The following is a 22,873-nucleotide window of genomic DNA, read 5'->3' as shown; positions in this document are numbered from 1 at the left end:
AATCCTCTTCTACTTGTCGCCGGGAAGTTTTACGCCGGTGACCTGCGCATACATTCGCGCCACCGACGCATCATCGTCACGCCCCATGCCGGCGGCCGATGTCATCAGGAACATCTGGAGGGCTGCGGCGGAAACCGGCACCGGGAATCTGGCGCTGCGCGCCATGTCCTGGATGATGCCGAGATCCTTGACGAAGATCTCCACCGCGCTGCGCGGCGTATAGTCGCCGTCGAGCACGTGCGGCATGCGGTTCTCGAACATCCACGAATTGCCGGCAGACGCGGTGATCACTTCATAGACCTTGCGGATGTCTAGGCCCTGCTTGGCGGCAAACGCGATCGCTTCGCTTGCGGCAGCGATATGCACACCGGCCAGCAGCTGGTTGATCATCTTGAACGCCGCGCCCTGACCTGCGGCATCGCCGAGCTCGTAGAGCTTTGCTGCCATGGCATCAAGCGCCGGACGCGCCTTGGCGAACGCTGCGGGACTGCCCGAGGCAAGGATCGTCAGCTCGCCCTGCGCTGCGCGTTGCGCGCCGCCGGAGATCGGGGCATCCAGGTAATTTCGGCCGGTCGCTTCCAGCTGTTTTGCCAGGCGCCGGGCGACATCGGGATCCATGGTCGCAGAGGAGATGAAGACGCCATCTTTCGGCAGGGTCTCAGCGACGCCGTCCTTGCCGAACAAGATCGCCTCCGTCTGCGCGGCGTTGACAACGACGCTGACGACGATGTCCGCGCCCCTGGCCGCCTCGGCCGGCGTTGAGGCCCCAGCGCCGCCATCCTTCACAAAACGCGCGATCGCATCAGCCGAAACGTCGCAGCCAGTGACCGTATGGCCGGCGCGCCTCAGCGAGGTCGCCATGCCGTATCCCATCGAGCCAAGCCCGATGACGGCGATACGCTGACTTTGTGACGTGGAGGCGGACATGCAACTGACCCTTGCGAACGTTTCCCGGACGGCCGCCTTTGCGGCGGCTCGCGATCTCGAATAACACGGCTTGGCCGCGCTGCCAAAGCGTGAGACAAGCGAGCATGACGGCCATGAGAACTGAAACGAGCAACGAGACAAGGCTGCGTGAGGATATCTGCCGCTTCGGACGGTCCCTGTTCGAGCGCGGGCTGACGCCGGGCTCCTCCGGAAATATCAGTGTCAGGCTAGATGGCGGCGGCTGGCTGGTGACGCCGACCAACGCTTCGCTCGGCTTCCTCGATCCCGCAAAACTGTCGCGGCTCGACGATCAGGGCCGGCTGATCTCCGGCGATGCGCCGACCAAGGAAGTTCCGCTGCACACCGCACTCTACGACACGCGCGGAAGTGCGCGGGCGATCGTGCATCTGCACTCCGCCCATTCGGTCGCGCTCTCGATGCTGCCCGAGATCGATCCGCGCGCCGCGCTGCCGCCGATGACGGCCTATTATCTGATGAAATGCGGCGCCACCGCGCTCGTGCCTTATTACCGCCCTGGCGATCCCGCGGTCGCGGACGCGATCAAGGGACTGGCGGGGAAATACTCATCCGTGCTGCTCGCCAATCATGGCCCGGTGGTTGCCGGCGATACACTGGAAGCGGCCGTGTTTGCTACCGAGGAGCTGGAGGAGACGGCGAAGCTGTATCTGCTGCTGCGCGGGATGAACCCGCGCTATCTCTCGCCAGAACAGGTGAAGGATCTGGTGAAGGTGTTCGGGGTGACGCTGCCGGAGCATGGGCACGAATGACCGATCCAACGCGGCCGACTCCGGCCGAGATAGACGCGGCAGCCCGAGTTCTCCACGAAATTGGCTTACACCATCACTGGTGGTCTCCGTATAGGAAGACGTACGATGAACTGGCCGCAACTGATGCGATCGGAAAGGAAGAGTTCGACGCAATCGTCGAAGCGATGCTGCTGGCGGCGGCTAAGGCAAGGCTCGAGTAGCAATCGTAGCCCACATGGGCACTAACAACAAACACAGACGTCATCCTGAGGCGCGAGCCTTGCGATGCAACGCATCGCAAGGTGAAGCCTCGAAGGATGAGCTACAGGCGCTTGCGGCCCATCCTTCGAGGCGCGCAAGAGCGCGCACCTCAGGATGACGGCGGAGATTGTGGCGGCGCCGGTAGCCGCTACAGCCCCAGATATGCCTTGCGCACGTCCGGATTGCTCCTGATCTCCGCCGCCGGTCCCTGCATCAGCACGCGGCCGGTTTGCAGGATGTAGGCGCGGTCGGCGATCTCGAGGCACTCGGCCATGCGCTGCTCGACGATCAGGACGGTCATGCCGGCGTCGCGGATGCGCAGGACCGCCTGGAAGATTTCATCGACCAGCTTTGGCATGATGCCCTGCGAGGGTTCGTCGAGCATCAGAAGCCGCGGGCGCGTCATCAGGGCGCGGCCGATCGCGAGCATCTGCTGCTCGCCGCCGGAGAGCGTTTCGGCGCGCTGCTCGAGGCGTTCGGACAGTCGCGGAAACAGCTTGAAGACGAGATCGAGCGGTCCTTCGCGATCCGCGTCGCCGCGATAGAGATAGCTGCCGAGGCGGAGATTGTCGCGCACCGATAAGCGCGGGAACAGGCGGCGATTCTCCGGCACATAGGCAATGCCGGTCGCGGTGATGTGGTGCTGCGCCATGCCGTCCAGGCGTTTACCGTCGAAGGTCACCGTGCCCGAGCGCGGACGCTCGGCACCGGCGATGGACTTGAGCAGCGTCGACTTGCCCGCACCGTTGGCGCCGGCGACGCAGACGATCTCGCCCTTGGTGACTTCAATGCTGACCGCGGAGATCGCGACCAGGCCCTGATAGGCAGTCGTGACTTCATGCACCGACAGCATGACGATCTCCCAGATATGCGCTGATCACCTTGGGATCGCGGACCACGTCGGCGGGCTTGCCCTCGACCAGAACCTTGCCGAGATCGAGCACGATGGCGCGGTCGACCAGGGGCATTACGATCTCCATGACATGCTCGACCATCAGCACGGTGATGCCGGCATCGCGTACTTTCCGCACCAGCGCCACACCGGTCTGCGCCTCGGTCGGCGTGAGGCCGGTGAGGACTTCGTCGAGCAGCAACAGTTTTGGTTCGGTTGCGAGCGCACGCGCGACTTCGAGGCGGCGCTTCTCGGCCGGCACGAGGTCGCTCGCGAGCACGTCGGCGCGGCCGGCAAGGCCGGTGAACTGCAGCACTTCATGCGCCTTGCGGCGCGCCTCGCGCATCACGGTGTTGCGCACAAGCGCGCCGACGATGACATTGTCGATCACCGTCATGGTCTCAAAGCTCTTGACCACCTGGAAGGTGCGCCCGACGCCGCGCTGGCAGCGCTCGGCCGCCGGCATCTTTGTCACGTCCTCGCCGTCGAACCAGATCGAGCCCTGGGTCGGCGGCAGAACGCCGGCGATCAGATTGAACAGCGTCGACTTGCCGGCGCCGTTCGGGCCGATCAGGCCGACGATCTCGCCGCGGCCGACCGAGATCGAGACGTCGCTGTTGGCGACGAGGCCGCCGAACCGCTGCCAGACGCCGCGGGTTTCAAGCAGAGCAGTCATCGCGCGGCTCCCTTCGCTTTCGAACGGGAGAACAGGCTGACCAACCCTTGCGGCAGAGCCAGCGAGATCGCCACGATCAGCGCGCCATAGACGATGAGGTCGACGCCGCGCCCGGAGCCGCCGATAAAGGAGCGCGTCAGCTCCGTCATCGGGATCAGGATGGCCGCGCCAAGCACAGGTCCCCAGAGGGTGCCGATGCCGCCAAGCACCGCCGGCAGCGCCATGAGAAGCGAGAACTGGAAGCCCATGACGCTTTCGGGATCGATATAGGCGAGGAACTGCGCATAGAAGGCACCGCCGATGGCGACAAGGAAAGCGGAAACGGCGGCAGCGCCCATCTTGGAATTGAACACGACGACGCCGAGGCTTTCAGCGGCTTCCGGATTGTCTTTCACGGCGCGCCACCAGAAGCCCCATTTGGAATCTTCGAGCCACCAGGTGACGAACCAGGCCAGGCTGCACAGCGCCAGCGCGAAATAGAAGTACGGCAGCTTGCTGCGCATGAACTGGAATTTCAGCCAGCTGTCGCCGCGCACCGGAATGGTGATTCCCATCGCGGCCCCCGCCCACTCCCAGTTCTGGAACAGCAGCAGCCCGATCTCGGCGATGACGATCGTCGCGATCACGAAGTAATGGCCACGCAGACGAAAGAAGGGATAGCCGAGCACCATCGCAATGATGGCGGCGACACATCCGCCGGCCAGCATGCCGAACCAGGGCAGCACGCCGAATTTGGTGAACAGCAGCTCGGTGGTGTAGGCGCCGATGCCGAAATAGAGCGCGTGTCCGAGCGAGATCTGCCCGCAATAGCCGGACAGGATGTTCCAGCTCTGCGACAGCGCCGCATACATCAGGGTCAAGATCAGGATGTTCTGGACGTAGACGTCCTTGACGACCAGCGGCGCGAGTGCGGCAAGTGCGGCCAGGACCGCGGCGATGATGAGGTCGCGGCGGCGCCGCACAGCAAAATTCTTGTCCATCACATCGACCCGAACAGGCCGCGCGGCCGGATGAAGACAACGAGCAGGTAGACGGCGTAGATGCCGACCGATTTCAGCGAAGGCGGCAGCACCAGGGCGGTGGTCGCCTCGACCAGGCCGACGATGATGCCGCCGGCAAAGGCCCCGAACACGCTGCCGAAGCCGCCGAGCGCGACGGTCACGTAGGCGATCAGCGCAAAGGAGGCGCCGACATCGGGATAGATGTAGAAGAACACCGCCATGATCGCGCCGGCAAGACCGACCAGCGCGGCGCCGAGGCCCCAACCGAGCGCGAACACCCGATTCTTGTCGATGCCGACGAGCGCGACCGCGCCGGGATCTTCACGGGTGGCTTCCAGCGCACGACCAAAGTCGGTACGGTGGATGAAGAAGTAGAGGCCGGCGAAAGCCGCGATCGAGACCAGCGCACCGATCAGCTGCGGCTCCGGCAGGAAGATGCCGGCGACCGAGATGGTCTTGCCGCCGATCCAGGACTGGGGAATGCTGCGATAGTCGGGCGTGAAGAAGAACTGGGCCAGCCCGCGCATCACGATGGCGAGGCCAAAGGTCGAGAAGATCTGCACCATGCCGGCGTTGGCCTTGGCCCGCATGGCGAAGCGGACGACCAAGAGATAGACCACCGCACCGAGCACGAACAGTGCGGCCGCGACCAGGGGCGCCGACAGCAAGGGGTCGATGGCGAAGAACGTGAACAGGAAGAAGCTCACATACATCGCGAGCATCAGAAACTCGCCATGAGCGAAGTTCACGACGTCCATCAGGCCGAAGATCAGCGCGAGGCCGACCGCGATCAGTCCATAGAGCAGGCCCATGAGCAGGCCGCTCGCGAGACTTTGGATAATGGCTTGGGCTGTCACTTCTACTCCCCCGTTCGAAACGTCATCATCAGCTCCGTCATTGCGAGCGAAGCGAAGCAATCCAGAGTGCCTGCACGGAAATGGCCGGGATTGCTTCGTCGCTTCGCTCCTCGCAATGACGAGGCCCTTACGACGATCTCGATTTGCTCCCCTGCTCCCGCAGCGCTTACTTCATCGGCCAAGTCGCTTCCGCGATCGCAGCCTGCGGCGGGAAGACGGTGACGAACTTGCCGCCGATATATTGCAGCAGGACCGGGTCAGCGTCGTTGTTCTGGCCCATGTCGTCGAACTTGATGCGCTTCCAGGGCATGATGGTCTGCTCGCCCGGGATGTCGGTGGCAGCGAGCGCGTCGCGGATCTTCTCGCCGTCGGTCGACTTGGCGCGGCTGACGGCGTCGGCGAGCACGATCAGGCCCATGAACTGGCGCGAGGTGAGGTCGTTGAGATCCTTGCCCGATCTGGCCTTGAACATGTCGTTGACCTTGCCGACCATCGGGCGCTTCTGCGCGAGGTCGAGCGAGAAGGTGCCGCGCGAGATCACTCCTTCGAGCTTGTCGCCGACGGCGTCATAGAGCGCCTTCTCGGAGAAGCCGGCGTCCTGCGCCACAATCGCGTTCGGCTTGTAGCCGAGCTCGGCCATGGTCTTGACCAGCAGAATGCCGTCGGTGGTGTAGCTCGAGGGCATCAGCACGTCGGCATTCGCGGTCTTGAGCTGCTGCACCTCGGCAGACAGCGAGGGCGAGTTGGCGCGGTACTTGATGTCGGAGACGATCTTGTAGCCGCGCTCGCCGGCGATCTTGGCCTGGGCGTTGCCGGAGTCGGTGCCGAAGATGGTATCCTCGTGGAACAGCGACAACGTCTCGATCTTGGTGCCCTTCTTCTTCAGCGCGTCGAAGAAGTCGAACATCGCAGCCGAGTACATTTCGTCGTGCGGCGCGGCACGGAAGTAATATTTCAGGCCACGGCGATGCAGGCTGGGCGAGGAATTGTCGGCCGAGACGAACGGGATCTGGTAGCGTTCGCAGATCTGGCTGACGGTGACGGCAACCGCGCTCTGATAGGTGCCGATGATGGCACAGACCTTCTCCTGCGTGATCAGGCGCTCGGCCTCGGCACGGCCCTTCTGCGGGTCGGCCTGATGGTCGGCGAACACGAGGCGAACCTTGGCGCCGCCGAGACCCGGCAGGCCCTCGCCCTTCGCCAGCGGCAGATCGAAATCAGTGTCCTTGTTGATGACCTCGAGCGCGGTCTCATAAGCCTTCTGCGCGTCGACGCCCTGCTGGGCGCTGCCGCCGGAGAACGGATAGATGACGCCGATCACGACTTCAGAGGTCTGGGCCCGTGCAGCGAGCGGCACCAGCGCAGCAGTGGCGGTAGCACCGAGCAGAACGTCGCGGCGAGAGATCGTCATGGCAGAGTCCCCTGTTACTGAATTTCGACAGTTCGAATGAAACGATTGACGGGTACGGTAAAGCCTGAAGAAGCAGCAAATGCTGCCCACTAAATCACGGCCATGTTCCTATTCTTCAGATCCGTCACCAACATCAAGCCCGGCGAATGCGTAATCGCGAACGGGAGCCTGGCGGCATTGATGACTGATTGCGGCGTCACGCCGCAGGCCCAGAACACCGGGATCTCGTCATCGGCAACAGGTACGGGATCGCCATAGTCGGGCTTGGCGATGTCCTTGATGCCGATCAGATGCGGATGGCCGAGATGCACGGGCGCGCCGTGCACGGCGGGATAGCGCGAGGTGATCTGCACCGCGCGGATCGCATCGGCCGGCTTGAACGGGCGCATCGAGACCACCATCGGACCCGCGAACGGGCCGGCCTCGCCGCAGGCGATATTGGTACGGTACATCGGCACCCGCACGTTCTGCTCGATGTGGCGGATCGGCATGCCCTCGTCGAGCAGCGCCTCTTCGAACGAGAACGAGCAGCCGAGCACGAAGGTCACGAGATCGTCACGCCAATGCTTGGTCACGTCGGTCGGCTCGTCCACGACCTCGCCGTCGCGCCAGACCCGGTAGCGCGGCACATCGGTCCGGATGTCGAGATCGGCGCCGAGCGCCGGGATGTGCGGGCTGCCGACGTCGGACATGCCGATGATCGGGCAAGGTTTGGGATTGAGCTGGCAGAAACGGTGGAAAGCCCCCGCATATTCCGCCGGCAGGATCGCCAGATTGCCCTGGACGAAGCCGGCCGCGACTCCCGCGGTGGAACCGACCTTGCCGCCACGATAGGCGAGCCGCGCTTTGCGGCTCGGGAGGGTGTCGGGTGTTTCAGTTTGCTGCACTGCCACCAAAACAGTCATGTGATCGACCTGCCTATGAACTCGACAAGCGTAGCCAACATCAAGCATACTATAAAGTCTAATCGTCCTTTCTAATCGATATCGATAAATCTATTTTATCGATCGGGAAAATCCTTCCAATGCTGGACTTCAGGTCGATCGAAACCTTCCTCTGGGTTGTGAAGCTCGGCAGCTTCCGTGGCGCCGCAGCGCGGCTCAATACGACCCAGCCGGCGATCTCCCAGCGCATCGCCCAGCTCGAGCGCGAGATGGGCGTCAAGCTCCTGAACCGCGATCATCGCGTGGCGTCGCCCACCCCGAGCGGCCGCCAGATGATGGTCTATGCGGAAAAGCTGATCGGCCTGCGCGCTCAGATGATGGCCGAGATCGGCGATCGCTCGGCGATGCGCGGCGTGATGCGGCTCGGCGTTGCCGAGACCATCGTGCACACCTGGCTGCCGCGGCTGGTGAAGAGCATGAACGAGGTCTATCCGAATCTGTCGCTGGAGATCGAGGTCGACATCACGCCGAACCTCACCGCGCGCCTGCTCGCACAGGAGATCGAGCTTGCCTTCGTGGTCGGGCCGCTGTCGGCCTCGGGCGTGCACAACCGCGTGCTCGCCGATTATCCGATCGGCTTTCTCGCAAGCCCGTCGCTCGGGCTCGGCCACGGCCCGGTGACACCTGCCGATCTCGCGCGGTTTCCGATCATCACATTTCCGCGCAAGACCAGGCCCTACGAGGTCGTGCGCGAGGTGTTCGACCGGCCGGATCTGCCGCCGATCCGTCTCCACGCCTCTGCCTCGCTTGCCACCGTGATCCACATGGCGGTGGAAGGGCTCGGCATCGCCGTGATCCCCGACGCCATCGTCGAGAACGAACTCGCCGACGGTCGGCTGCAATTGCTCGACACCGATCTGGAGATCGCGCCGCTGACGTTCACGGCAAGCTGGCTCGCCTCGCCCGACGTCGTCGCAGTGGAGCGCGTCGCCGAGCTTGCATGTCAGATTGCGCAGAGCAGCCTCGCGGTTGACGCGCCCGCGCTGGCGCGTCATTGAAACAGGCGCCGGACCAATGAGAGACTGACGCATGAGCCGAGCCGCGACTAATTTGCAAATCGATTCCGCCCGCCTCTGGGGCTCCATCCACGAGACCGCGCAATTCGGCGCGACGGCCAAAGGCGGTGTACGGCGGCTGACGCTGAGCAGCGAAGACAAGCAGGTTCGCGACTGGTTCCGAAAGGCCTGTGAGGAAGCCGGCCTCGACGTGCATGTCGACGCACTCGGCTCACAGTTCGGCCTGCGCAAGGGCCGCGACATGTCGAAGCTGCCCGTCGGCATCGGCTCGCATCTCGACACCCAGCCGACCGGCGGCAAGTACGACGGCATTCTCGGAACGCTCGGCGCACTCGAGGTGATCCGCACGCTGAACGATGCCGGCATCGAGACCGAAGCGCCGATCTGCGTCGTCAATTGGACCAACGAGGAAGGCTCGCGCTTCGCGCCGGCGATGATGGCGTCCGCAGCCTACGTCGGCGATTTCACCACGGACGACATCCTCTCGCGCAAGGACATAGAGGGTACCACCGTCGGCCAGGCGCTCGACAGCATCGGCTATCGCGGCGACAAGCCGGTCGGTTTCCAGAAGCTCGGCTGCTTTGTCGAGCTGCACATCGAGCAGGGTCCGATCCTCGAGGCCGAAGGCAAGACCATCGGCGTGGTCGATTCCGGCCAGGGCGTGCTCTGGTATGACGGCAAGATCTCCGGTTTCGAGAGCCATGCGGGATCGACACCGATGCCGCTGCGGCGTGATGCGCTGGCGACACTTTCCGAAATCGTTCTGGCGATGGAGGCCATCGCGAAAAAGCACGGGCCGAACGCGGTTGGCACCATCGGCGAGGCCGTGATTGCCAATCCCTCGCGCAATGTCATCCCCGGCGAGATCGCTTTCACGATGGATTGCCGCAGCGCGGATGGCGCAATCATGGATGCGCTCGATCGCGACCTTCGTGCCGCGATCTCGGAGATCTCTACGCGCCGCAAGGTCGAGGTCAAGATTGATCTGGTTTGGCGCAAGCCGCCGACGCATTTCGATCCCAAGCTGATTGCCGCAGTCGAGAACGCGGCGAAGACGCTCGGCTATTCCTCTCGCCGCATCACCTCAGGCGCCGGCCACGATGCCTGCAACCTCAACACCGTGATGCCGGCGGCGATGGTGTTCGTGCCCTGCAAGGACGGCATCAGCCACAACGAGCTGGAGGATGCCACGCAGCCCGACTGCGCCGCAGGCACCAACGTGCTGATGCACACCGTGCTGGCGATCGCCGGCGTCGCATCCTGATCGGAGACAGACATGCGCGGAGTTTTCGTCGACGCCAATGAAGCGCTCGCCGTGATCATGGAGCGGCTGGAGAAGTCCGGCGATCCCAAGGTGCGGATCCACCGGGACCCCGATATCAAGCCCGAGCAATATCCGGAGATCCTCGACGGCGCCGAGATCGCGATTGTGGACCACACCGCGCTGCCGACCGAGGTCGCGAAGAAGTGCGCGGGGCTCAAGCACGTGGTGTTCCTCGGCACCGGCGCGCGCAGCTACATGAATCCGGAGGAGCTCGCCGAGCTCGGTATTTCCGTGCATTTGATCAAGGGCTATGGCGACACGGCCGTGGCGGAGTCCGCGATCGCGCTGATGTGGTCCTCAGCCCGTGTCATCGCGATGATGGACCGTGAGATGCGCGCCGGCAACTGGCTGCGCGAGGATGGCATGCAGCTCACCGGCAAGACGCTCGGCCTGATCGGCTTCGGCGGTATCGCGGCCGAAGTCGCGCGCATTGCGTCGGGCAGCGGCATGAAGGTGATCGCCTGGAATCGCTCGCCGAAGAGCTATCCCGGCGTGGAATTCACCGATCTCGACACGGTGCTGGCGAAGAGCGACGTCGTGTCGCTGCATCTGCTGCTCAACGACGAGACGCGCGGCATGATCACGCGCGAGAAGATTGAAAAAATGAAGCCCGGCGTGATCCTCATCAATACCGCCCGCGCTGCGGTCGTCGACGAGCAGGCGATGATCGACGCGCTCAAGTCGGGCCATATCCGCCACGCCGGCCTCGACGTCTTCAACATCGAGCCGTTGCCGGCGGACCATCCGCTGACCAAGATTCCGAACGTGACGCTGTCGGCGCATTCGGCGTTCCGCACGCCGGAAGCGAGTGAGAACCTGATTGAGGCGGCATGGGTCCATTGCCGCCGGATCGTGAAAGGATAAGAGCAATAACAATGGCCGACTATCGCACCATCAAGGCAGAGCCCCTCACCAACGCCATCCGCGCCATCGTCAAGGCCGGCGGTTCCTCGGACCGCGAAGCCGAGCTCGTGTCCACCAATCTGGTCGAAGCCAATCTGAAGGGGCACGACTCGCACGGCGTCGGCATGATCCCGCGCTATGTCCAGAGCGTCACCAACGGCGGCCTCGCCGTGAACCAGCATGTCAAGATCGTGCTCGACACCGGCCCGCTTCTCACCCTCGACGGCCTCACCGGCTACGGCCAGGTGATCGGCCATGAAGCGATGGAGCTGGCGGCAGAGCGCGCCAAGAGCAACGGCGTGTGTCTCGTCGGCCTCTCCAACGCGCACCACATCGGCCGCATCGGCCACTGGGCCGAGCAGTGCATCGACCACGGGCTGGTGTCGATTCATTTCGTCAACGTGATCTCGCGCCCGATCGTGGCGCCCTGGGGCGGCAGCGACGCGCGCCACGGCACCAACCCGTTCTGCGTCGGCATCCCGCGCAGGGGCAAGGAGCCGATCGTGCTCGACTTCGCCACCAGCAGGATCGCACAGGGAAAGACCCGCGTCGCCCACAACAAGGGCGTCGAACTCGAGCCCGGCACCATCATCGACAATGAAGGCAAGCCCACCGTCAATCCGCGCTACACCGTGATCCCGCCGCACGGCGCCATCCTGCCGTTCGGCGAGCACAAGGGTTCGGGGCTCGCGCTGGTGTGCGAAATCCTCGGCGGCGCGCTCTCCGGCGGGCAGGTGGTCAAGGGCCCCTCCGACGGCAAGTACAACGTCCTCAACGGCATGCTCTCGATCGTCATCGATCCGAACAAGCTCGGCACCGGCGAGAATCTCGCGCGCGAAGCCGAGAGCTTCGTTGCCTGGCACACCGGCTCGCCGCCCGGCCCCGGCGTCGACAAGGTCAAGATCGCCGGCGAGCCCGAGCGCGAGACCAAGAAGAAGCGATTGGCCGAAGGCATTCCGGTCGATCCGACCACCTGGCAGGAAATTTTGGAAGCCGGGAAGAAGTTCGGGCTGGATCAGACGGCGATCGAGAAGATCGCGAGATAAGCAATCATCACCAATGTCGTCCCGGCGAAGGCCGGGACCCATAACCGCAAAAGTGGTTTGGCGAAGACACGTTGTCACCAGCTCGCGCGACGACTACGCCCTGGGGTAATGGGTCCCGGCTTTCGCCGGGACGACCCCGTGGTTGGTGGTGTGCCCTAATCCACCATCTCCGCCACGGCCTTGCCGCAGGCCGTGGTATCGGCATTGCCGCCGAGGTCCTTGGTGCGCAGCGTGCGTTCGGCCAGCGTCCGTTCGATCGCCTCGACGATCGACTTGCCGGCAACCTTCTCGCCGAGATGCTCGAGCATCATCGCGCCCGACCAGATCGCGCCGATCGGGTTCGCAATGCCCTGCCCCGCGATATCGGGCGCCGAACCGTGCACCGGCTCGAACACCGACGGGAAATCGCCCTCGGGGTTGATGTTGCCTGACGGCGCAATGCCGATGGTGCCGGTGCAGGCCGGACCGAGGTCGGACAGGATGTCACCGAACAGGTTGGAGCCGACCACGACGTCGAACCAGTCCGGATGCAGCACGAAGTTCGCGGTGAGAATGTCGATGTGGTACTTGTCCCACTTCACTCCCGGAAACTTCTTCGCCATCGCCTCCACGCGCTCGTCCCAATAGGGCATGGTGATGGAAATGCCGTTCGACTTGGTCGCCGAGGTCAGATGCTTCTTCGGCCGCGATTGGGCGAGCTCGAAGGCGAACTTGAGGATGCGATCGACGCCGGTGCGGGTCATCACCGTCTGCTGGGTGACGAACTCGCGGTCCGTGTCGGGGAACATGCGGCCACCGACGGAGGAATATTCGCCTTCCGTGTTCTCGCGCACCACCCAGAAGTCGATGTCCCCGGGCTTGCGGCCCGCCAGCGGCGAAGGCACGCCGGGCATCAGCCGCACCGGGCGCAGATTCACATACTGATCGAACTCGCGGCGGAATTTAATCAACGAGCCCCACAGCGAGATGTGATCTGGAATTTTGGCCGGCCAGCCGACCGCGCCGAAATAGATCGCGTCGTGCTTGCCGATTTTTTCTTTCCAATCATCCGGCATCATCTGCCCGTGCTTCTCGTAGTAGTCCCAGGACGAGAAGTCGAAATGATCGAAATGCAGGGACACGCCGTGCTTCTTCGCGGCTGCCTCCAAAACGCGCAGGCCCTCGGGCATCACTTCCTTGCCGATGCCGTCGCCGGGAATGACTGCGATCCGGTATTGTTTCTTGCTCATCGAGTACGTCCCTTTTTGGTCCGGCGGCCGCCGTCTTTTTGACCGCACTGCAATGGACCAAACTCGGCGGCAGTGCAACGCTGCACTGCAATGTTGACCGTGGCGCGGCCAACCGCCTACTGATTTCATCCTGTTCCCATCCTGCGAGTAACTCCCATGGATCTGCATCTGCGCGGCAAACGCGTCTTGATCACCGGCGCGTCCAAGGGCATTGGCGCTGCTGCCGCAGAGGCGTTTGCCGAGGAAGGCGCTCATCTCCTGCTCGCCGCCCGCAACGGCGAGCAGCTCAAGGCGCTGGCCGACCGGCTGCGCTCGGCACACCAGATCGATGCTGCGACAAGCATCGTGGATTTGCGCAAGGCCGAGGACCTCGCGCGGCTCGCGAAAGAAGCCACCGACATCGACGTGCTCGTCAACAATGCTGGCGACATTCCCGGCGGCTCGATCGACAAGATCGATGAAGCAACCTGGCGCCATGCCTGGGAATTGAAAGTGTTCGGCTACATCAACCTGACGCGGCATATCTACGGGCAGATGAAGGCTAGGGGCGGCGGCGTCATCGTCAACGACATTGGTGCTGCCGGCGAAAAATTTGACGCCAATTACATCTGCGGCAGCGCCGGCAATGCCGCGCTGATGGCCTTTACCCGCGCGCTCGGGGGCAAGAGCCTTGCCGACAACATCCGGGTCGTCGGAATCAATCCCGGCCCGGTCGGCACCGACCGCCATGTCACGCTGCTCAAGACCCGGGCAAAGCACCAGTTCGGCGACGAGAGCCGTTACAAGGAATTCCAGAAGAGCCTGCCACTCGGCCGCCCCGCGCATGCACGCGAGATCGGCGACCTCATGGCGTTCCTGGCGTCGGATCGCGCCGGCTACACGTCGGGCGTGATCTACACAGTCGATGGCGGCATCAGCGCTGGGTGGGGCTGAGTTTTCCGTCATTGCGCGCGCAGAATATGCACAGGAGTGAAATAGTTTGTCTCAAGAGTTGATCCGCGAAACCGCCTGCACTGTCGTCGACAAGCTGCGTTCCGGCGATGTCTCTCCACTCGAGTTGCTGGACGTTGTGGAGAAGCGCATCAGCGAGGTCGATTGCAAGATCAACGCGCTACCGACGCTGTGTTTCGATCGTGCGCGGACCAATGCGAAAGCCCTGATGCAGAAGCCGGCCGGCGCGCGTGGCCTGCTGGCCGGCCTGCCGCTGCCGATCAAGGACCTGACCGATGTCGCCGGCGTGCTGAACACGCAAGGCTCGCCGATCTACAAGGACAACATTCCCACGGCGTCCGACCTCATGGTCGAAAACCTCGAGGCAAATGGCGCGGTCGTCTACGCAAAATCCAACACGCCGGAATTCGGAGCCGGCGCCAACACCTTCAACGAAGTGTTCGGCGCGACGCTCAATCCCTGGGATACGTCGAAGTCGGCGGCCGGTTCCTCCGGCGGCGCAGCGGCGGCGCTTGCGACGGGCATGGCGTGGCTGGCGCAAGGCTCGGACATGGGCGGCTCCTTGCGCAGCCCCGCGGCCTTCTGCGGCGTGGTCGGCATGCGGCCGAGCATCGGCCGCGTCGCCCATACCCCCAAATCGGGCATCGATCGCAATCTCGGCGTCGTCGGCCCGATGGCGCGCAATGTCGAGGACCTGGCATTGCTCCTCGACGCCATGAGCGGCGACTATCCGAACGATCCGCTGTCACTGCCGGCGCCGACAACCTCTTTCCTGTCGGCCGCGCGCTCGGGCGGCAAGTCAAAGCGCATCGCCTACTCGCCCAATCTCGGCATCACACCGCTTGATCCCGAGGTAGAGGCGATCACGCGCAAGGCGGCCGAGCGTTTCGCGGAAGCCGGTGCCATCGTCGAGGAGGCGCATCCCGACTGGCGCGATGCGCACGAATGCTTCCACGTGCTGCGCGCCTTCGATTTCGCGATCACCAAGGCCAATCTGCTCCGCACCAAGCGCGATCTGCTCAAGCCGGAAGTGATCTGGAACATCGAGGAGGGCCTCAAGCTCACGGTCGAACAGCTGGCACGCGCCGAAGCGCAGCGCGTTGGCATGACCGCGCGCGCGATCGAGTTCTTCAAGACGTATGACCTGTTGCTGACGCCGACCACAATCGTGCCGCCCTTCCCGATCGAAAACCGCTATGTCGCCGAATGCGGCGGCAAGAAATTCGAGAATTACGTCGAATGGCTCGGCATCGTCTACGCGATCACACTGGCCTGCTGCCCGTCGCTGTCGCTGCCCTGCGGCTTCACCGCCTCTGGCTTGCCGGTCGGCCTGCAGGTCGTCGGCGCCCCCCGCGCGGATGCGCAGGTGATCGCGGGCGCGAAGGTGCTGGAGGACATTTTGGGCCTGCGCGGGCAGACGCCGATTGATCCGCGGGTGAAGAAGTAGCTTCTCTCGTGCCCCGGACGCAGCGCAGCGCTCCTTCAGCGGTGCGCTGCAGAGCCGGGGCCCATCTCTCCGGGACCTCCCGTGCCCCCTGGGTCCCGGCTCTGCGGCGCAGCGCTCGCGCGCTGCACCTTGTCCGGGACACCGGACGTCACCTCGTATTCGTCGCCTCCAGGCTCCGGCTATAGCGCGACATCGCGAAGCAGAACACAAAGTAGATCGCGGCGACGAAGATGTAGACTTCGACCGAAAACTGCTGCCAGGCCGGATCGATGATCGCGGTCTTGGCCGTCGTCAGCAGGTCGAAGATGCCGATGATCAGCACGAGGCTGGTGTCCTTGAAGAAGGCGATGAAGGTGTTGACCAGCGGCGGGATGACGTGGCGGATCGCCTGCGGCAGGACGATCAGCCGGTGCTTGCGCCAGTAGGACAGCCCTAGCGCGTCAGCGGCTTCGTATTGTCCGCGCGGCACGGCCTGGAGGCCGCCGCGGATGACCTCGGCAAGATAGGCACCCGCGAACAGGATGATCGCGATCTGTGCCCGCAGCAGCTTGTCGATATTGAATCCGCTGGGCATGAACAGCGGAAACATCACGCTCGCCATGAAGAGAAGGCTCACCAGCGGCACACCGCGGATCAACTCGACATAGAGTACGCTCAGCGAGCGGATCGCCGGCAGCTTTGAGCGCCGGCCGAGCGCGACCAGAATGCCGAGCGGGAAACCGAACGCCAATCCGAACGTCGCCAGGATCAATGTCACCGGCAGCCCGCCCCAACGATCCTGCGAGACGAAGGACAGCCCGAACACGCCGCCCCACATCAGCACGCTGATCAGCGCGAGCGCGCCGATCCAGAGATAGGCTAATTCGCGCCGCCATAGTGCGCGCCGCGTGGAGAGAAAGAACAGCGCGATGAACAGCACGACCGACAGCGCAGGCCGCCACTGCTCGTCGAACGGATAGGTACCGAACAGGATGAAGCGGTATTTTTCGGGGATGATGGCCCAACAGGCGCCGAGGCCGCGCACGGCCTTGCAGGCGCTTGAATCGTTGGCCGGCGCGAGCCAGACCGCGTTGGCAATGCCCCACTGCGCAAAGCTCACCACGGCTTTCGTCAGCACCGCCAGCAGGACGACCGTAAGAATGCCGTTGGGGATCGACGAGAACAGATTAGTGCGCAGCCAGCGCAGCACCGGATTGCCGATTTGCGGGCGGCGGGCCGCGCGCGGCACGTCTGGAATATCGGTGATCGCGGTCATGCTCAGCGCTCCGCCAGCGCGATGCGCGCATTGTACCAATTCATGAAGAAGCTGATGCCGAGGCTTATGGTGAGGAAGACGGCCATGATCAGCGAGATCGCCTCGATCGCCTGCCCGGTCTGGTTCAGCGTGGTGTTGGCGATCGAGACCACGTCCTGGTAACCGATCGCGACTGCGAGCGACGAGTTCTTGGTCAGGTTGAGATACTGGCTCGTCATCGGCGGCACGATCACGCGCAGCGCCTGCGGCAGGATGATCTGCCGCAGCATGAAGCTCCGGCGCAGGCCGAGCGCGCTGGCTGCATCCCACTGCCCGCGCGGTACCGACTGGATGCCGCTGCGCACGATCTCGGCGATGAAGGCCGAGGTATAGGTCACGAGCGCGATCAGCAGCGCGAAATATTCCGGCGCGAGCGTCAGCCCGCCGACGAAGTTGAAGCCGCGCAGCTGTGGCCATTCGATCGTCCAGGCCACACCAAGCGACAACGACACCGCTGCCGGCAGCGCGACGATGAGGCCGAGCGCAAAGGGCCAGGCCGGCCGCGGCTTGCCGTCACGCATCTGCTGCGCGACCAGCCATCGCCGAATGACAAAGAATGCGGCGCAGCCCAGCACGGCCGTGCCGAGCACCCAGAGCTGTGGCGAGCCCACCGGGATCGCCGGCAGGATCAGGCCGCGATTGGAGAGGAAGACACCCTCGACTGGCCGCCACGCCGCACGCGCGGCCGGCAATGCCTGCATCAGCACATACCAGAACAGCAGCTGAAGCAGCAGGGGAATGTCGCGCAAGACTTCGACATAGACGGCGGCGAACCGCGATAGCAGCCAGTTTGCCGACAGCCGCGAGATTCCGATCAGCGTGCCCAGAATAGTCGCAAGCACGATGCCGATCACGGCGACACGCAGCGTGTTGGCGATGCCGACGACGAAGGCCCAGAGGTAGCTGTCCCTCGGATTGTACGCGAGCAAGCTGTCGGCGATCGGCATTCCGGCCTCACGGCCGAGAAAGGCAAAGCCCGTGGTGATGCGGCGAGCCGAGAGATTGGTGACGGTGTTGGACCAGAGGAAGACGATGACGGCGACCGCGATGCCGACCACCAGCACCTGCCAGAACAGGCCCTTCAATTCGTTCGGCCCGAGCGCGCCGAAAAAGCTGCGGCGCGGCGGCGGCCTAGGGTCATCTGAGGTCACGGCACAAAAATCCTTCCTGAAAACAGCGATTTCCGGCGGCGCACGTCAACTGTTGCACCAAACCAATAACCGTGCAACAAATGTTTCATGGCCGAGCCCGCGAAATCCTCGCCGCTGAGCGAACTGCGCATTGCGCTGCCATCGCTCCCCCTGCGCTTGCAGGAGGTCGGGCGTTTTGTCGCGGCCAATGATTACGACGCCACCACCCGTTCGATGCGCGACCTCGCGGCCGAAGCCGGTGCCGATCCCGCCGCATTCACACGGCTTGCGAAGGCGATCGGCTATTCCGGCTGGGACGAGTTGCGCGCCGCGCTGACAGAGGCACGGCGGCCGTCGCAGATCTCGCCCTTTTCGGCGCGCGCCAAAGGCCGCCGCCACGGCCCGAACGCTGATGTTGCGCTTGTCTCCGACAAGCTCGAGGCCGAAGCCGCGGGCCTGCCGCGCATCTCCGCCCACGCGATCGCGGATGCGGCCCGCACGCTGCACGATGCCAAACGGATCTGGATCACCGGTTATCGCAGCTGCCGCAGCGTCGCGGAATTGCTCAACTATGAGCTCAGGCTGTTTCGCCCCGAACAGGTGCAGATCGTCGGCGCGTCCGGCCCTGACGATCTCGATCTCGGCGCATTCCGGCCCGGCGAGGCCGTGATCGTCATCGGCTTCATGCCCTACACCAACGCCAGCGTCCGGGTCGCACAGGCCGCTTATCGCGCCGGCGCGACCCTGATCGCGATCGCGGACAGCGTGGCCGCGCCGATGGCCGAGGGCGCCGACCACGTCTTGCTGTTCGAAGCCGCCTCCTCGCCCGGATTCTTCCCGAGTCTCACCGGCGCGCTGGCGATTGCGCAGTCGCTCGCCGCGGTGACGTTCGCGCTCGGCGGCGCGGCCGCAAAGAAACGGCTTCAAGATACCGAGGCACGGCTCGCCACAGCCTCCACCTACGTCTCAGAGAAAGGTTGACCCATGAGCACCCGCATCAGCCGCGTGCTGCATCGCTCGTTGCGTGAGACGCCGCCCAAGGCGATCGGCGGCGAAGGCATCTATCTTTTTGCCGAGGACGGGCGGCGCGTGATCGACGCCTCCGGCGGCGCGGCGGTGTCCTGCCTCGGGCATCAGCATCCCCGCGTGATTGCGGCAATGGCGAAGCAGGCCTCGACGCTCGCCTATGCGCACACCGCCTTCTTCTCCTCCGAGCCGGCGGAGCGGCTTGCCGAAACGCTGGTCGGGCATGAGCCCGGCGGTCTCGCCTACGCTTATTTCGTCAGCGGCGGATCGGAGGCGATCGAAGCCAGCATCAAGCTCGCGCGACAATATTTCATCGAGCGCGGCGAGCCGCAGCGGCAGCATTTCATCGCGCGGCGGCAGAGCTATCACGGCAACACGCTCGGCGCGCTCGCCGCCGGCGGCAATGCCTGGCGCCGCGCGCCCTATGCGCCGCTGCTGTCCGCCGCCTTCAGCCATGTCACACCAGCCTTCGCCTATCACGAGAAGCACGAGCGCGAGTCGGATGCGCAGTTCGTGGCGCGGCTCGCGGCGGAACTCGAAGCCGAGTTCCAGCGGCTCGGCCCGAACACCGTCGCAGCGTTCCTCGCCGAACCCGTCGTCGGTGCGACCGCGGGCGCTGTGACTGCGCCGGACGGCTATTTCAAAGCCGTCCGCGAGATCTGCGACCGGCATGGCGCTCTGCTCATCCTCGACGAAGTCATGTGCGGCATGGGCCGCACCGGCACCACGCACGCTTGGGAACAGGAAGGCGTCGCCCCGGATATCCAGGCGATCGCAAAGGGGCTCGGCGGCGGCTACCAGCCGATCGGCGCAATGCTTGCAAGCGGCAAGATCATCGACACCATCCGCTCAGGCTCGGGCGCGTTCCAGCACGGCCACACTTATCTCGCGCACCCCCTCGCCTGCGCGGCTGCGCTGGCGGTGCAGGACGTGATCCGGGAGGACAATCTGCTTGAGCACGTGAAGCAGCGCGGCAAGCAGCTCGAGCAGCGGCTCACCGAGCGCTTCGGCAATCACCGGCATGTCGGAGATATCAGGGGCCGCGGGCTGTTTTGGGCGATCGAGCTCGTCGCTGATCGTGCCAGCCGCACCTCGTTCGACCCGACGCTCAAGCTCAATCAAAAGATCAAGGCGGAAGCCTTTGCCAACGGGCTCGGCTGCTATCCCGGCGGCGGCACCGTGGATGGCGTCCGCGGCGACCATGTGCTGCTGGCGCCGCCCTATATCGCTTCCGCTGACGAAATCGATCAGATCGTCGACAAGCTCGGCACAACCGTCGACAACGTTTTGCGTAGTGTCAATCACTGAGGGGAGAGTAGATGATGAGGATAATGGTTATCGCGGCGAGCGTGCTCGCGGCATCGGCGGTGGTCGCCCAGGCGGCGACGCTCGACACGGTCAAGAGCCGCGGCACGCTGGTGTGCGGCGTCAGCGCGGGCTTTGCCGGCTTCTCGGCACCCGACTCGCAAGGCAATTACAAGGGCCTCGATGTCGACTATTGCCGCGCACTCGCGGCCGGCGTGCTCGGTGATCCCAACAAGGTGCGTTACGTTTCGCTGACCGCGCAGAACCGCTTCACCGCGCTGCAATCGGGCGAGATCGACGTGCTCTACCGCAACTCGACGCAGACTTATCTGCGCGGCGTCACGCTGGGCCTGCGGCAGGGACCGATCAACTTCTACGACGGCCAGGGTTTTGTCGTGAAGAAGGACCTCGGTGTGAAGGAGTTGAAGGACCTCAAGGGCGCCACCGTTTGCGTTGCGCAAGGCACCACGCACGAAGTCACGCTCGGCGATTACGGCCGCGCCAACGGCATCGACTGGAAGCCGCTGGTGTTCGACCGCGTCGACACCATGTACCAGACCTTCTTCGGCGGCCGCTGCGATGCCATGACCCAGGACGCCTCCGCGCTTGCCGGTGCCGTGACGACAGCCGCGCCGAACCCGGCCGACTACGTCGTACTGCCGCAGACCATCAGCAAGGAGCCGCTCGGGCCCTTCACCCGCAACGGCGACGAGGTCTGGAGCGACATCATCACCTGGCTGCATTACGGCCTGATCGAGGCCGAGGAGCTCGGCGTCACCCAGGCCAATGTCGACGAGATGACGAAGTCGCAAACGCCCGCGATCCAGCGGCTGCTCGGCGCCTCAGGCGACCTCGGCTCTCGACTTGGACTTGACAACAAATGGCTGGTCACCGCGATCAAGGCCACCGGCAATTACGGCGAGATCTACGAGCGCAATGTCGGCAAGGGGAGCCCGCTCAAGCTCGAGCGCGGTCTCAACGGCCTCTGGACCAAGGGCGGCTTGATGTACGCGGTGCCGTTCAAGTAAAGAGCCCGTCACCCCAGCCCTCTCCCCGTAAGAACGGGGAGAGGGAGAAGAGACAATCATGCGCATCGCCCTGATCCACGCCCTCAAGCATTCCATCGCTCCGATCGAGGCTGCGTTCGCAACGGCGTGGCCGGACGCGCGGCTGATGAACCTGCTCGACGACAGCCTGTCGGCGGATCTGGCGCGCGACGGCAAGCTCAACGATGCCATGACCGAGCGCTTTCTTGCGCTCGGCGATTATGCGGCAGCGACGGGGGCGAATGCCATCCTGTTCACCTGCTCGGCCTTCGGCCCCTGCATCGAGGCCGTCGCGCGGGCACATGCGCCGATGCCGGTGCTCAAGCCGAACCAAGCCATGATCGAACGGGCCGTGACGATGGGCAAGAAGATCGGCCTGCTCTCGACCTTCCCGCCAACGCTGGTCTCGATGCCGCCGGAGTTTCCGGCCTCCGTCCAGATCGTGCCAAAGCTTGCCGACGGCGCGCTGGCCGCACTCGACCGCGGCGATCGCGCCACGCATGACCGGCTGATCGTCGAAGCGTCAAAGGATTTGCGCGACTGCGACGTCATTGCGCTGGCGCAGTTCAGCATCGCGGCAACTGCACCGCTCGTCGCGGAGGCCGCCGGCCGGCCCGTCGTGACCACACCGGATAGCGCGGTCGAAAAGTTGATGCGGCTCCTGAAAGCTAAGGCTTAAGCGCCCGCCTTCTTGCGACGCTGCGCATCCTTGATCGCAACCGCGAGCGCGGCCTTCGTCTCGTTCACAAAGTCCTCGACCAGTTCCTCGCGCGTGGCATGTGCGGCCTCGCCGGTGAAAAGCCCCTGCTCGGCCAGCATCACCACGCCGTGCAGTGCCGCCCAGATCTTGAGCGCCTGCCGCTCGCGCAAATAGCCGACCGCAGGCGCTTCTAGTGCTTCGATCACGAGCGCAAACGTCTCGCGGGTCGCCTCGTGCAGCTCGCTGCCCTTGGCTGCGCAGGACACCGTGCGCGAGGTAAACATCAACCGGTAAATCCCGTTGCGGCGCAGGCCAAAATCGAGCGTTGCCTGCGCCAGCCGCGACAATTTTGATTGCTTCGACGGCTTCGCCATCGCTTCCCGAAAAAGCGCACTGAGCTGCCGGAACGCCTCCGCCGTCACCGCGGCAAGCAGCGCTTCGCGGTCAGCGAAATGACGGTACGGCGCTGGTTGCGAAACACCGAGCTGCTTTGCCAGCGCCTTGATGCTGATCGCTTCCGCTCCACCCTGCTCCGCCTCACGCAATGCGGCCTTGATCAAGGCGTCGCGGAGATCGCCATGGTGGTAGGTGTTCTCGGGCTTTCGAGCGAGTTGTGAACGCATGTTACGGCGAAGCCTATAAGTTTGCGCTTGACAGGGGAAGCCTGTCGCGAATGTAATAGCATATAACTTAGAACAAGCGGCAAATGCCGCAGACAAC

Annotated in this window: 23 protein-coding genes; 12 read left to right on the top strand and 11 right to left on the bottom strand. The window is 64.3% G+C overall.

Annotated features, from left to right (window positions below):
- Positions 1–9: 9 nt before the first annotated feature.
- Positions 10–927 (bottom strand): L-threonate dehydrogenase, encoded by a 918-nt coding sequence (ltnD, locus tag ACLFLU_RS13955; protein WP_426412749.1) that lies wholly within the window; start codon positions 925–927, stop codon positions 10–12.
- A 104-nt stretch (positions 928–1,031) separates the two neighbouring features.
- Between ltnD and ACLFLU_RS13950 the strand changes: the two genes are divergently transcribed.
- Positions 1,032–1,715 (top strand): aldolase, encoded by a 684-nt coding sequence (locus ACLFLU_RS13950; RefSeq protein ID WP_426412748.1) that lies wholly within the window; start codon positions 1,032–1,034, stop codon positions 1,713–1,715.
- Complete coding sequence (locus ACLFLU_RS13945; RefSeq protein WP_426412747.1) at positions 1,712–1,915, top strand: hypothetical protein; 204 nt, start codon at positions 1,712–1,714, stop codon at positions 1,913–1,915. The genes ACLFLU_RS13950 and ACLFLU_RS13945 overlap by 4 nt, the downstream gene beginning before the upstream one ends.
- Positions 1,916–2,103: 188 nt before the next feature.
- On the opposite strand, the gene ACLFLU_RS13940 is transcribed toward ACLFLU_RS13945, so the two are convergent.
- The 6 genes from ACLFLU_RS13940 to ACLFLU_RS13915 all read right to left on the bottom strand — a co-directional run bounded on the left by ACLFLU_RS13940 (position 2,104) and on the right by ACLFLU_RS13915 (position 7,697).
- Positions 2,104–2,808, bottom strand: a complete 705-nt coding sequence (locus ACLFLU_RS13940) for an ABC transporter ATP-binding protein (protein WP_426412746.1) — start codon at positions 2,806–2,808, stop codon at positions 2,104–2,106.
- The gene (locus ACLFLU_RS13935) at positions 2,792–3,523 is read right to left on the bottom strand and encodes an ABC transporter ATP-binding protein (RefSeq protein ID WP_426412745.1); all 732 of its coding nucleotides are present in this window, start codon (positions 3,521–3,523) and stop codon (positions 2,792–2,794) included. Before ACLFLU_RS13935 ends, ACLFLU_RS13940 begins: the two co-directional genes overlap by 17 nt.
- Positions 3,520–4,503 (bottom strand): branched-chain amino acid ABC transporter permease, encoded by a 984-nt coding sequence (locus tag ACLFLU_RS13930; protein WP_426412744.1) that lies wholly within the window; start codon positions 4,501–4,503, stop codon positions 3,520–3,522. The genes ACLFLU_RS13935 and ACLFLU_RS13930 overlap by 4 nt, the downstream gene beginning before the upstream one ends.
- Positions 4,503–5,336, bottom strand: coding sequence for a branched-chain amino acid ABC transporter permease (locus ACLFLU_RS13925; protein WP_426413988.1), 834 nt, complete (start codon positions 5,334–5,336; stop codon positions 4,503–4,505). The genes ACLFLU_RS13930 and ACLFLU_RS13925 overlap by 1 nt, the downstream gene beginning before the upstream one ends.
- Before the next feature lie 211 nt (positions 5,337–5,547).
- Positions 5,548–6,792 (bottom strand): ABC transporter substrate-binding protein, encoded by a 1,245-nt coding sequence (locus tag ACLFLU_RS13920; protein WP_426412743.1) that lies wholly within the window; start codon positions 6,790–6,792, stop codon positions 5,548–5,550.
- A gap of 89 nt (positions 6,793–6,881) precedes the next feature.
- On the bottom strand, positions 6,882–7,697 hold the full coding sequence (locus ACLFLU_RS13915; RefSeq protein ID WP_426412742.1) for a putative hydro-lyase: 816 nt from the start codon (positions 7,695–7,697) through the stop codon (positions 6,882–6,884).
- A 119-nt stretch (positions 7,698–7,816) separates the two neighbouring features.
- Here ACLFLU_RS13915 and ACLFLU_RS13910 point away from each other — a divergent pair, with 119 nt between their 5' ends.
- From ACLFLU_RS13910 to ACLFLU_RS13895, 4 genes are read left to right on the top strand one after another with little or no spacing between them, the layout of a single operon-like run.
- A complete protein-coding gene (locus ACLFLU_RS13910) occupies positions 7,817–8,734 on the top strand; it encodes a LysR family transcriptional regulator (protein ID WP_200469036.1) in 918 nt (305 codons plus the stop codon).
- A gap of 31 nt (positions 8,735–8,765) precedes the next feature.
- Positions 8,766–10,016, top strand: coding sequence for a Zn-dependent hydrolase (locus ACLFLU_RS13905; protein WP_426412741.1), 1,251 nt, complete (start codon positions 8,766–8,768; stop codon positions 10,014–10,016).
- A gap of 12 nt (positions 10,017–10,028) precedes the next feature.
- Positions 10,029–10,940, top strand: coding sequence for an NAD(P)-dependent oxidoreductase (locus ACLFLU_RS13900; RefSeq protein WP_426412740.1), 912 nt, complete (start codon positions 10,029–10,031; stop codon positions 10,938–10,940).
- Between the two features lie 11 nt (positions 10,941–10,951).
- Complete coding sequence (locus ACLFLU_RS13895; RefSeq protein WP_426412739.1) at positions 10,952–12,025, top strand: malate/lactate/ureidoglycolate dehydrogenase; 1,074 nt, start codon at positions 10,952–10,954, stop codon at positions 12,023–12,025.
- A gap of 155 nt (positions 12,026–12,180) precedes the next feature.
- Here ACLFLU_RS13895 and ACLFLU_RS13890 read toward each other — a convergent pair whose 3' ends face one another.
- Entirely contained in the window at positions 12,181–13,254 is a 1,074-nt protein-coding gene (locus ACLFLU_RS13890) for a tartrate dehydrogenase (protein ID WP_426412738.1), read from the bottom strand.
- Positions 13,255–13,410: 156 nt separating this feature from the next.
- On the opposite strand from ACLFLU_RS13890, the gene ACLFLU_RS13885 reads away from it, so the two are divergent.
- Both ACLFLU_RS13885 and ACLFLU_RS13880 read left to right on the top strand, forming a co-directional pair.
- On the top strand, positions 13,411–14,187 hold the full coding sequence (locus tag ACLFLU_RS13885; RefSeq protein ID WP_426412737.1) for an SDR family oxidoreductase: 777 nt from the start codon (positions 13,411–13,413) through the stop codon (positions 14,185–14,187).
- A 46-nt stretch (positions 14,188–14,233) separates the two neighbouring features.
- Positions 14,234–15,652 carry an amidase gene (locus ACLFLU_RS13880; RefSeq protein ID WP_426412736.1) on the top strand — a complete coding sequence of 473 codons (1,419 nt, stop codon included), beginning with the start codon at positions 14,234–14,236 and terminating at the stop codon, positions 15,650–15,652.
- A gap of 148 nt (positions 15,653–15,800) precedes the next feature.
- On the opposite strand, the gene ACLFLU_RS13875 is transcribed toward ACLFLU_RS13880, so the two are convergent.
- The gene (locus ACLFLU_RS13875) at positions 15,801–16,907 is read right to left on the bottom strand and encodes an amino acid ABC transporter permease (RefSeq protein WP_426412735.1); all 1,107 of its coding nucleotides are present in this window, start codon (positions 16,905–16,907) and stop codon (positions 15,801–15,803) included.
- Positions 16,908–16,909: 2 nt separating this feature from the next.
- The gene (locus ACLFLU_RS13870; RefSeq protein WP_426412734.1) at positions 16,910–18,097 is read right to left on the bottom strand and encodes an amino acid ABC transporter permease; all 1,188 of its coding nucleotides are present in this window, start codon (positions 18,095–18,097) and stop codon (positions 16,910–16,912) included.
- Between the two features lie 87 nt (positions 18,098–18,184).
- Here ACLFLU_RS13870 and ACLFLU_RS13865 point away from each other — a divergent pair, with 87 nt between their 5' ends.
- The 4 genes from ACLFLU_RS13865 to ACLFLU_RS13850 are packed head-to-tail and all read left to right on the top strand — an operon-like array spanning position 18,185 to position 22,132.
- Positions 18,185–19,057 carry a MurR/RpiR family transcriptional regulator gene (locus tag ACLFLU_RS13865; protein ID WP_426412733.1) on the top strand — a complete coding sequence of 291 codons (873 nt, stop codon included), beginning with the start codon at positions 18,185–18,187 and terminating at the stop codon, positions 19,055–19,057.
- A 3-nt stretch (positions 19,058–19,060) separates the two neighbouring features.
- Entirely contained in the window at positions 19,061–20,410 is a 1,350-nt protein-coding gene (locus ACLFLU_RS13860; RefSeq protein ID WP_426412732.1) for an aspartate aminotransferase family protein, read from the top strand.
- An 11-nt stretch (positions 20,411–20,421) separates the two neighbouring features.
- Entirely contained in the window at positions 20,422–21,435 is a 1,014-nt protein-coding gene (locus tag ACLFLU_RS13855; protein WP_426412731.1) for an amino acid ABC transporter substrate-binding protein, read from the top strand.
- A gap of 58 nt (positions 21,436–21,493) precedes the next feature.
- Positions 21,494–22,132, top strand: a complete 639-nt coding sequence (locus ACLFLU_RS13850; protein ID WP_426412730.1) for an aspartate/glutamate racemase family protein — start codon at positions 21,494–21,496, stop codon at positions 22,130–22,132.
- On the opposite strand, the gene ACLFLU_RS13845 is transcribed toward ACLFLU_RS13850, so the two are convergent.
- Positions 22,129–22,776, bottom strand: a complete 648-nt coding sequence (locus tag ACLFLU_RS13845; RefSeq protein WP_426412729.1) for a TetR/AcrR family transcriptional regulator — start codon at positions 22,774–22,776, stop codon at positions 22,129–22,131. The genes ACLFLU_RS13850 and ACLFLU_RS13845 overlap by 4 nt on opposite strands.
- Between the last annotated feature and the right edge of the window lie 97 nt (positions 22,777–22,873).

Origin of the sequence: Bradyrhizobium ganzhouense, assembly GCF_049949285.1 — a bacterium.
Lineage (GTDB): Bacteria > Pseudomonadota > Alphaproteobacteria > Rhizobiales > Xanthobacteraceae > Bradyrhizobium > Bradyrhizobium ganzhouense.
This window is presented reverse-complemented; position numbering and strand designations above follow the sequence as displayed.

Coding starts and splice junctions, on each gene's coding strand:
- ACLFLU_RS13915 (WP_426412742.1), bottom strand. CDS start 7,697: ATGACTGTTTTGGTGGCAGTGCAGCAAACTGAAACACCCGACACCCTC.
- ACLFLU_RS13910 (WP_200469036.1), top strand. CDS start 7,817: ATGCTGGACTTCAGGTCGATCGAAACCTTCCTCTGGGTTGTGAAGCTC.
- ACLFLU_RS13920 (WP_426412743.1), bottom strand. CDS start 6,792: ATGACGATCTCTCGCCGCGACGTTCTGCTCGGTGCTACCGCCACTGCT.
- ACLFLU_RS13900 (WP_426412740.1), top strand. CDS start 10,029: ATGCGCGGAGTTTTCGTCGACGCCAATGAAGCGCTCGCCGTGATCATG.
- ACLFLU_RS13940 (WP_426412746.1), bottom strand. CDS start 2,808: ATGCTGTCGGTGCATGAAGTCACGACTGCCTATCAGGGCCTGGTCGCG.
- ACLFLU_RS13890 (WP_426412738.1), bottom strand. CDS start 13,254: ATGAGCAAGAAACAATACCGGATCGCAGTCATTCCCGGCGACGGCATC.
- ACLFLU_RS13905 (WP_426412741.1), top strand. CDS start 8,766: ATGAGCCGAGCCGCGACTAATTTGCAAATCGATTCCGCCCGCCTCTGG.
- ACLFLU_RS13950 (WP_426412748.1), top strand. CDS start 1,032: ATGACGGCCATGAGAACTGAAACGAGCAACGAGACAAGGCTGCGTGAG.
- ACLFLU_RS13895 (WP_426412739.1), top strand. CDS start 10,952: ATGGCCGACTATCGCACCATCAAGGCAGAGCCCCTCACCAACGCCATC.
- ACLFLU_RS13845 (WP_426412729.1), bottom strand. CDS start 22,776: ATGCGTTCACAACTCGCTCGAAAGCCCGAGAACACCTACCACCATGGC.
- ACLFLU_RS13875 (WP_426412735.1), bottom strand. CDS start 16,907: ATGACCGCGATCACCGATATTCCAGACGTGCCGCGCGCGGCCCGCCGC.
- ACLFLU_RS13850 (WP_426412730.1), top strand. CDS start 21,494: ATGCGCATCGCCCTGATCCACGCCCTCAAGCATTCCATCGCTCCGATC.
- ACLFLU_RS13945 (WP_426412747.1), top strand. CDS start 1,712: ATGACCGATCCAACGCGGCCGACTCCGGCCGAGATAGACGCGGCAGCC.
- ACLFLU_RS13930 (WP_426412744.1), bottom strand. CDS start 4,503: ATGGACAAGAATTTTGCTGTGCGGCGCCGCCGCGACCTCATCATCGCC.
- ACLFLU_RS13925 (WP_426413988.1), bottom strand. CDS start 5,336: ATGGGCCTGCTCTATGGACTGATCGCGGTCGGCCTCGCGCTGATCTTC.
- ACLFLU_RS13935 (WP_426412745.1), bottom strand. CDS start 3,523: ATGACTGCTCTGCTTGAAACCCGCGGCGTCTGGCAGCGGTTCGGCGGC.
- ACLFLU_RS13885 (WP_426412737.1), top strand. CDS start 13,411: ATGGATCTGCATCTGCGCGGCAAACGCGTCTTGATCACCGGCGCGTCC.
- ltnD (WP_426412749.1), bottom strand. CDS start 927: ATGTCCGCCTCCACGTCACAAAGTCAGCGTATCGCCGTCATCGGGCTT.
- ACLFLU_RS13865 (WP_426412733.1), top strand. CDS start 18,185: ATGGCCGAGCCCGCGAAATCCTCGCCGCTGAGCGAACTGCGCATTGCG.
- ACLFLU_RS13860 (WP_426412732.1), top strand. CDS start 19,061: ATGAGCACCCGCATCAGCCGCGTGCTGCATCGCTCGTTGCGTGAGACG.
- ACLFLU_RS13855 (WP_426412731.1), top strand. CDS start 20,422: ATGATGAGGATAATGGTTATCGCGGCGAGCGTGCTCGCGGCATCGGCG.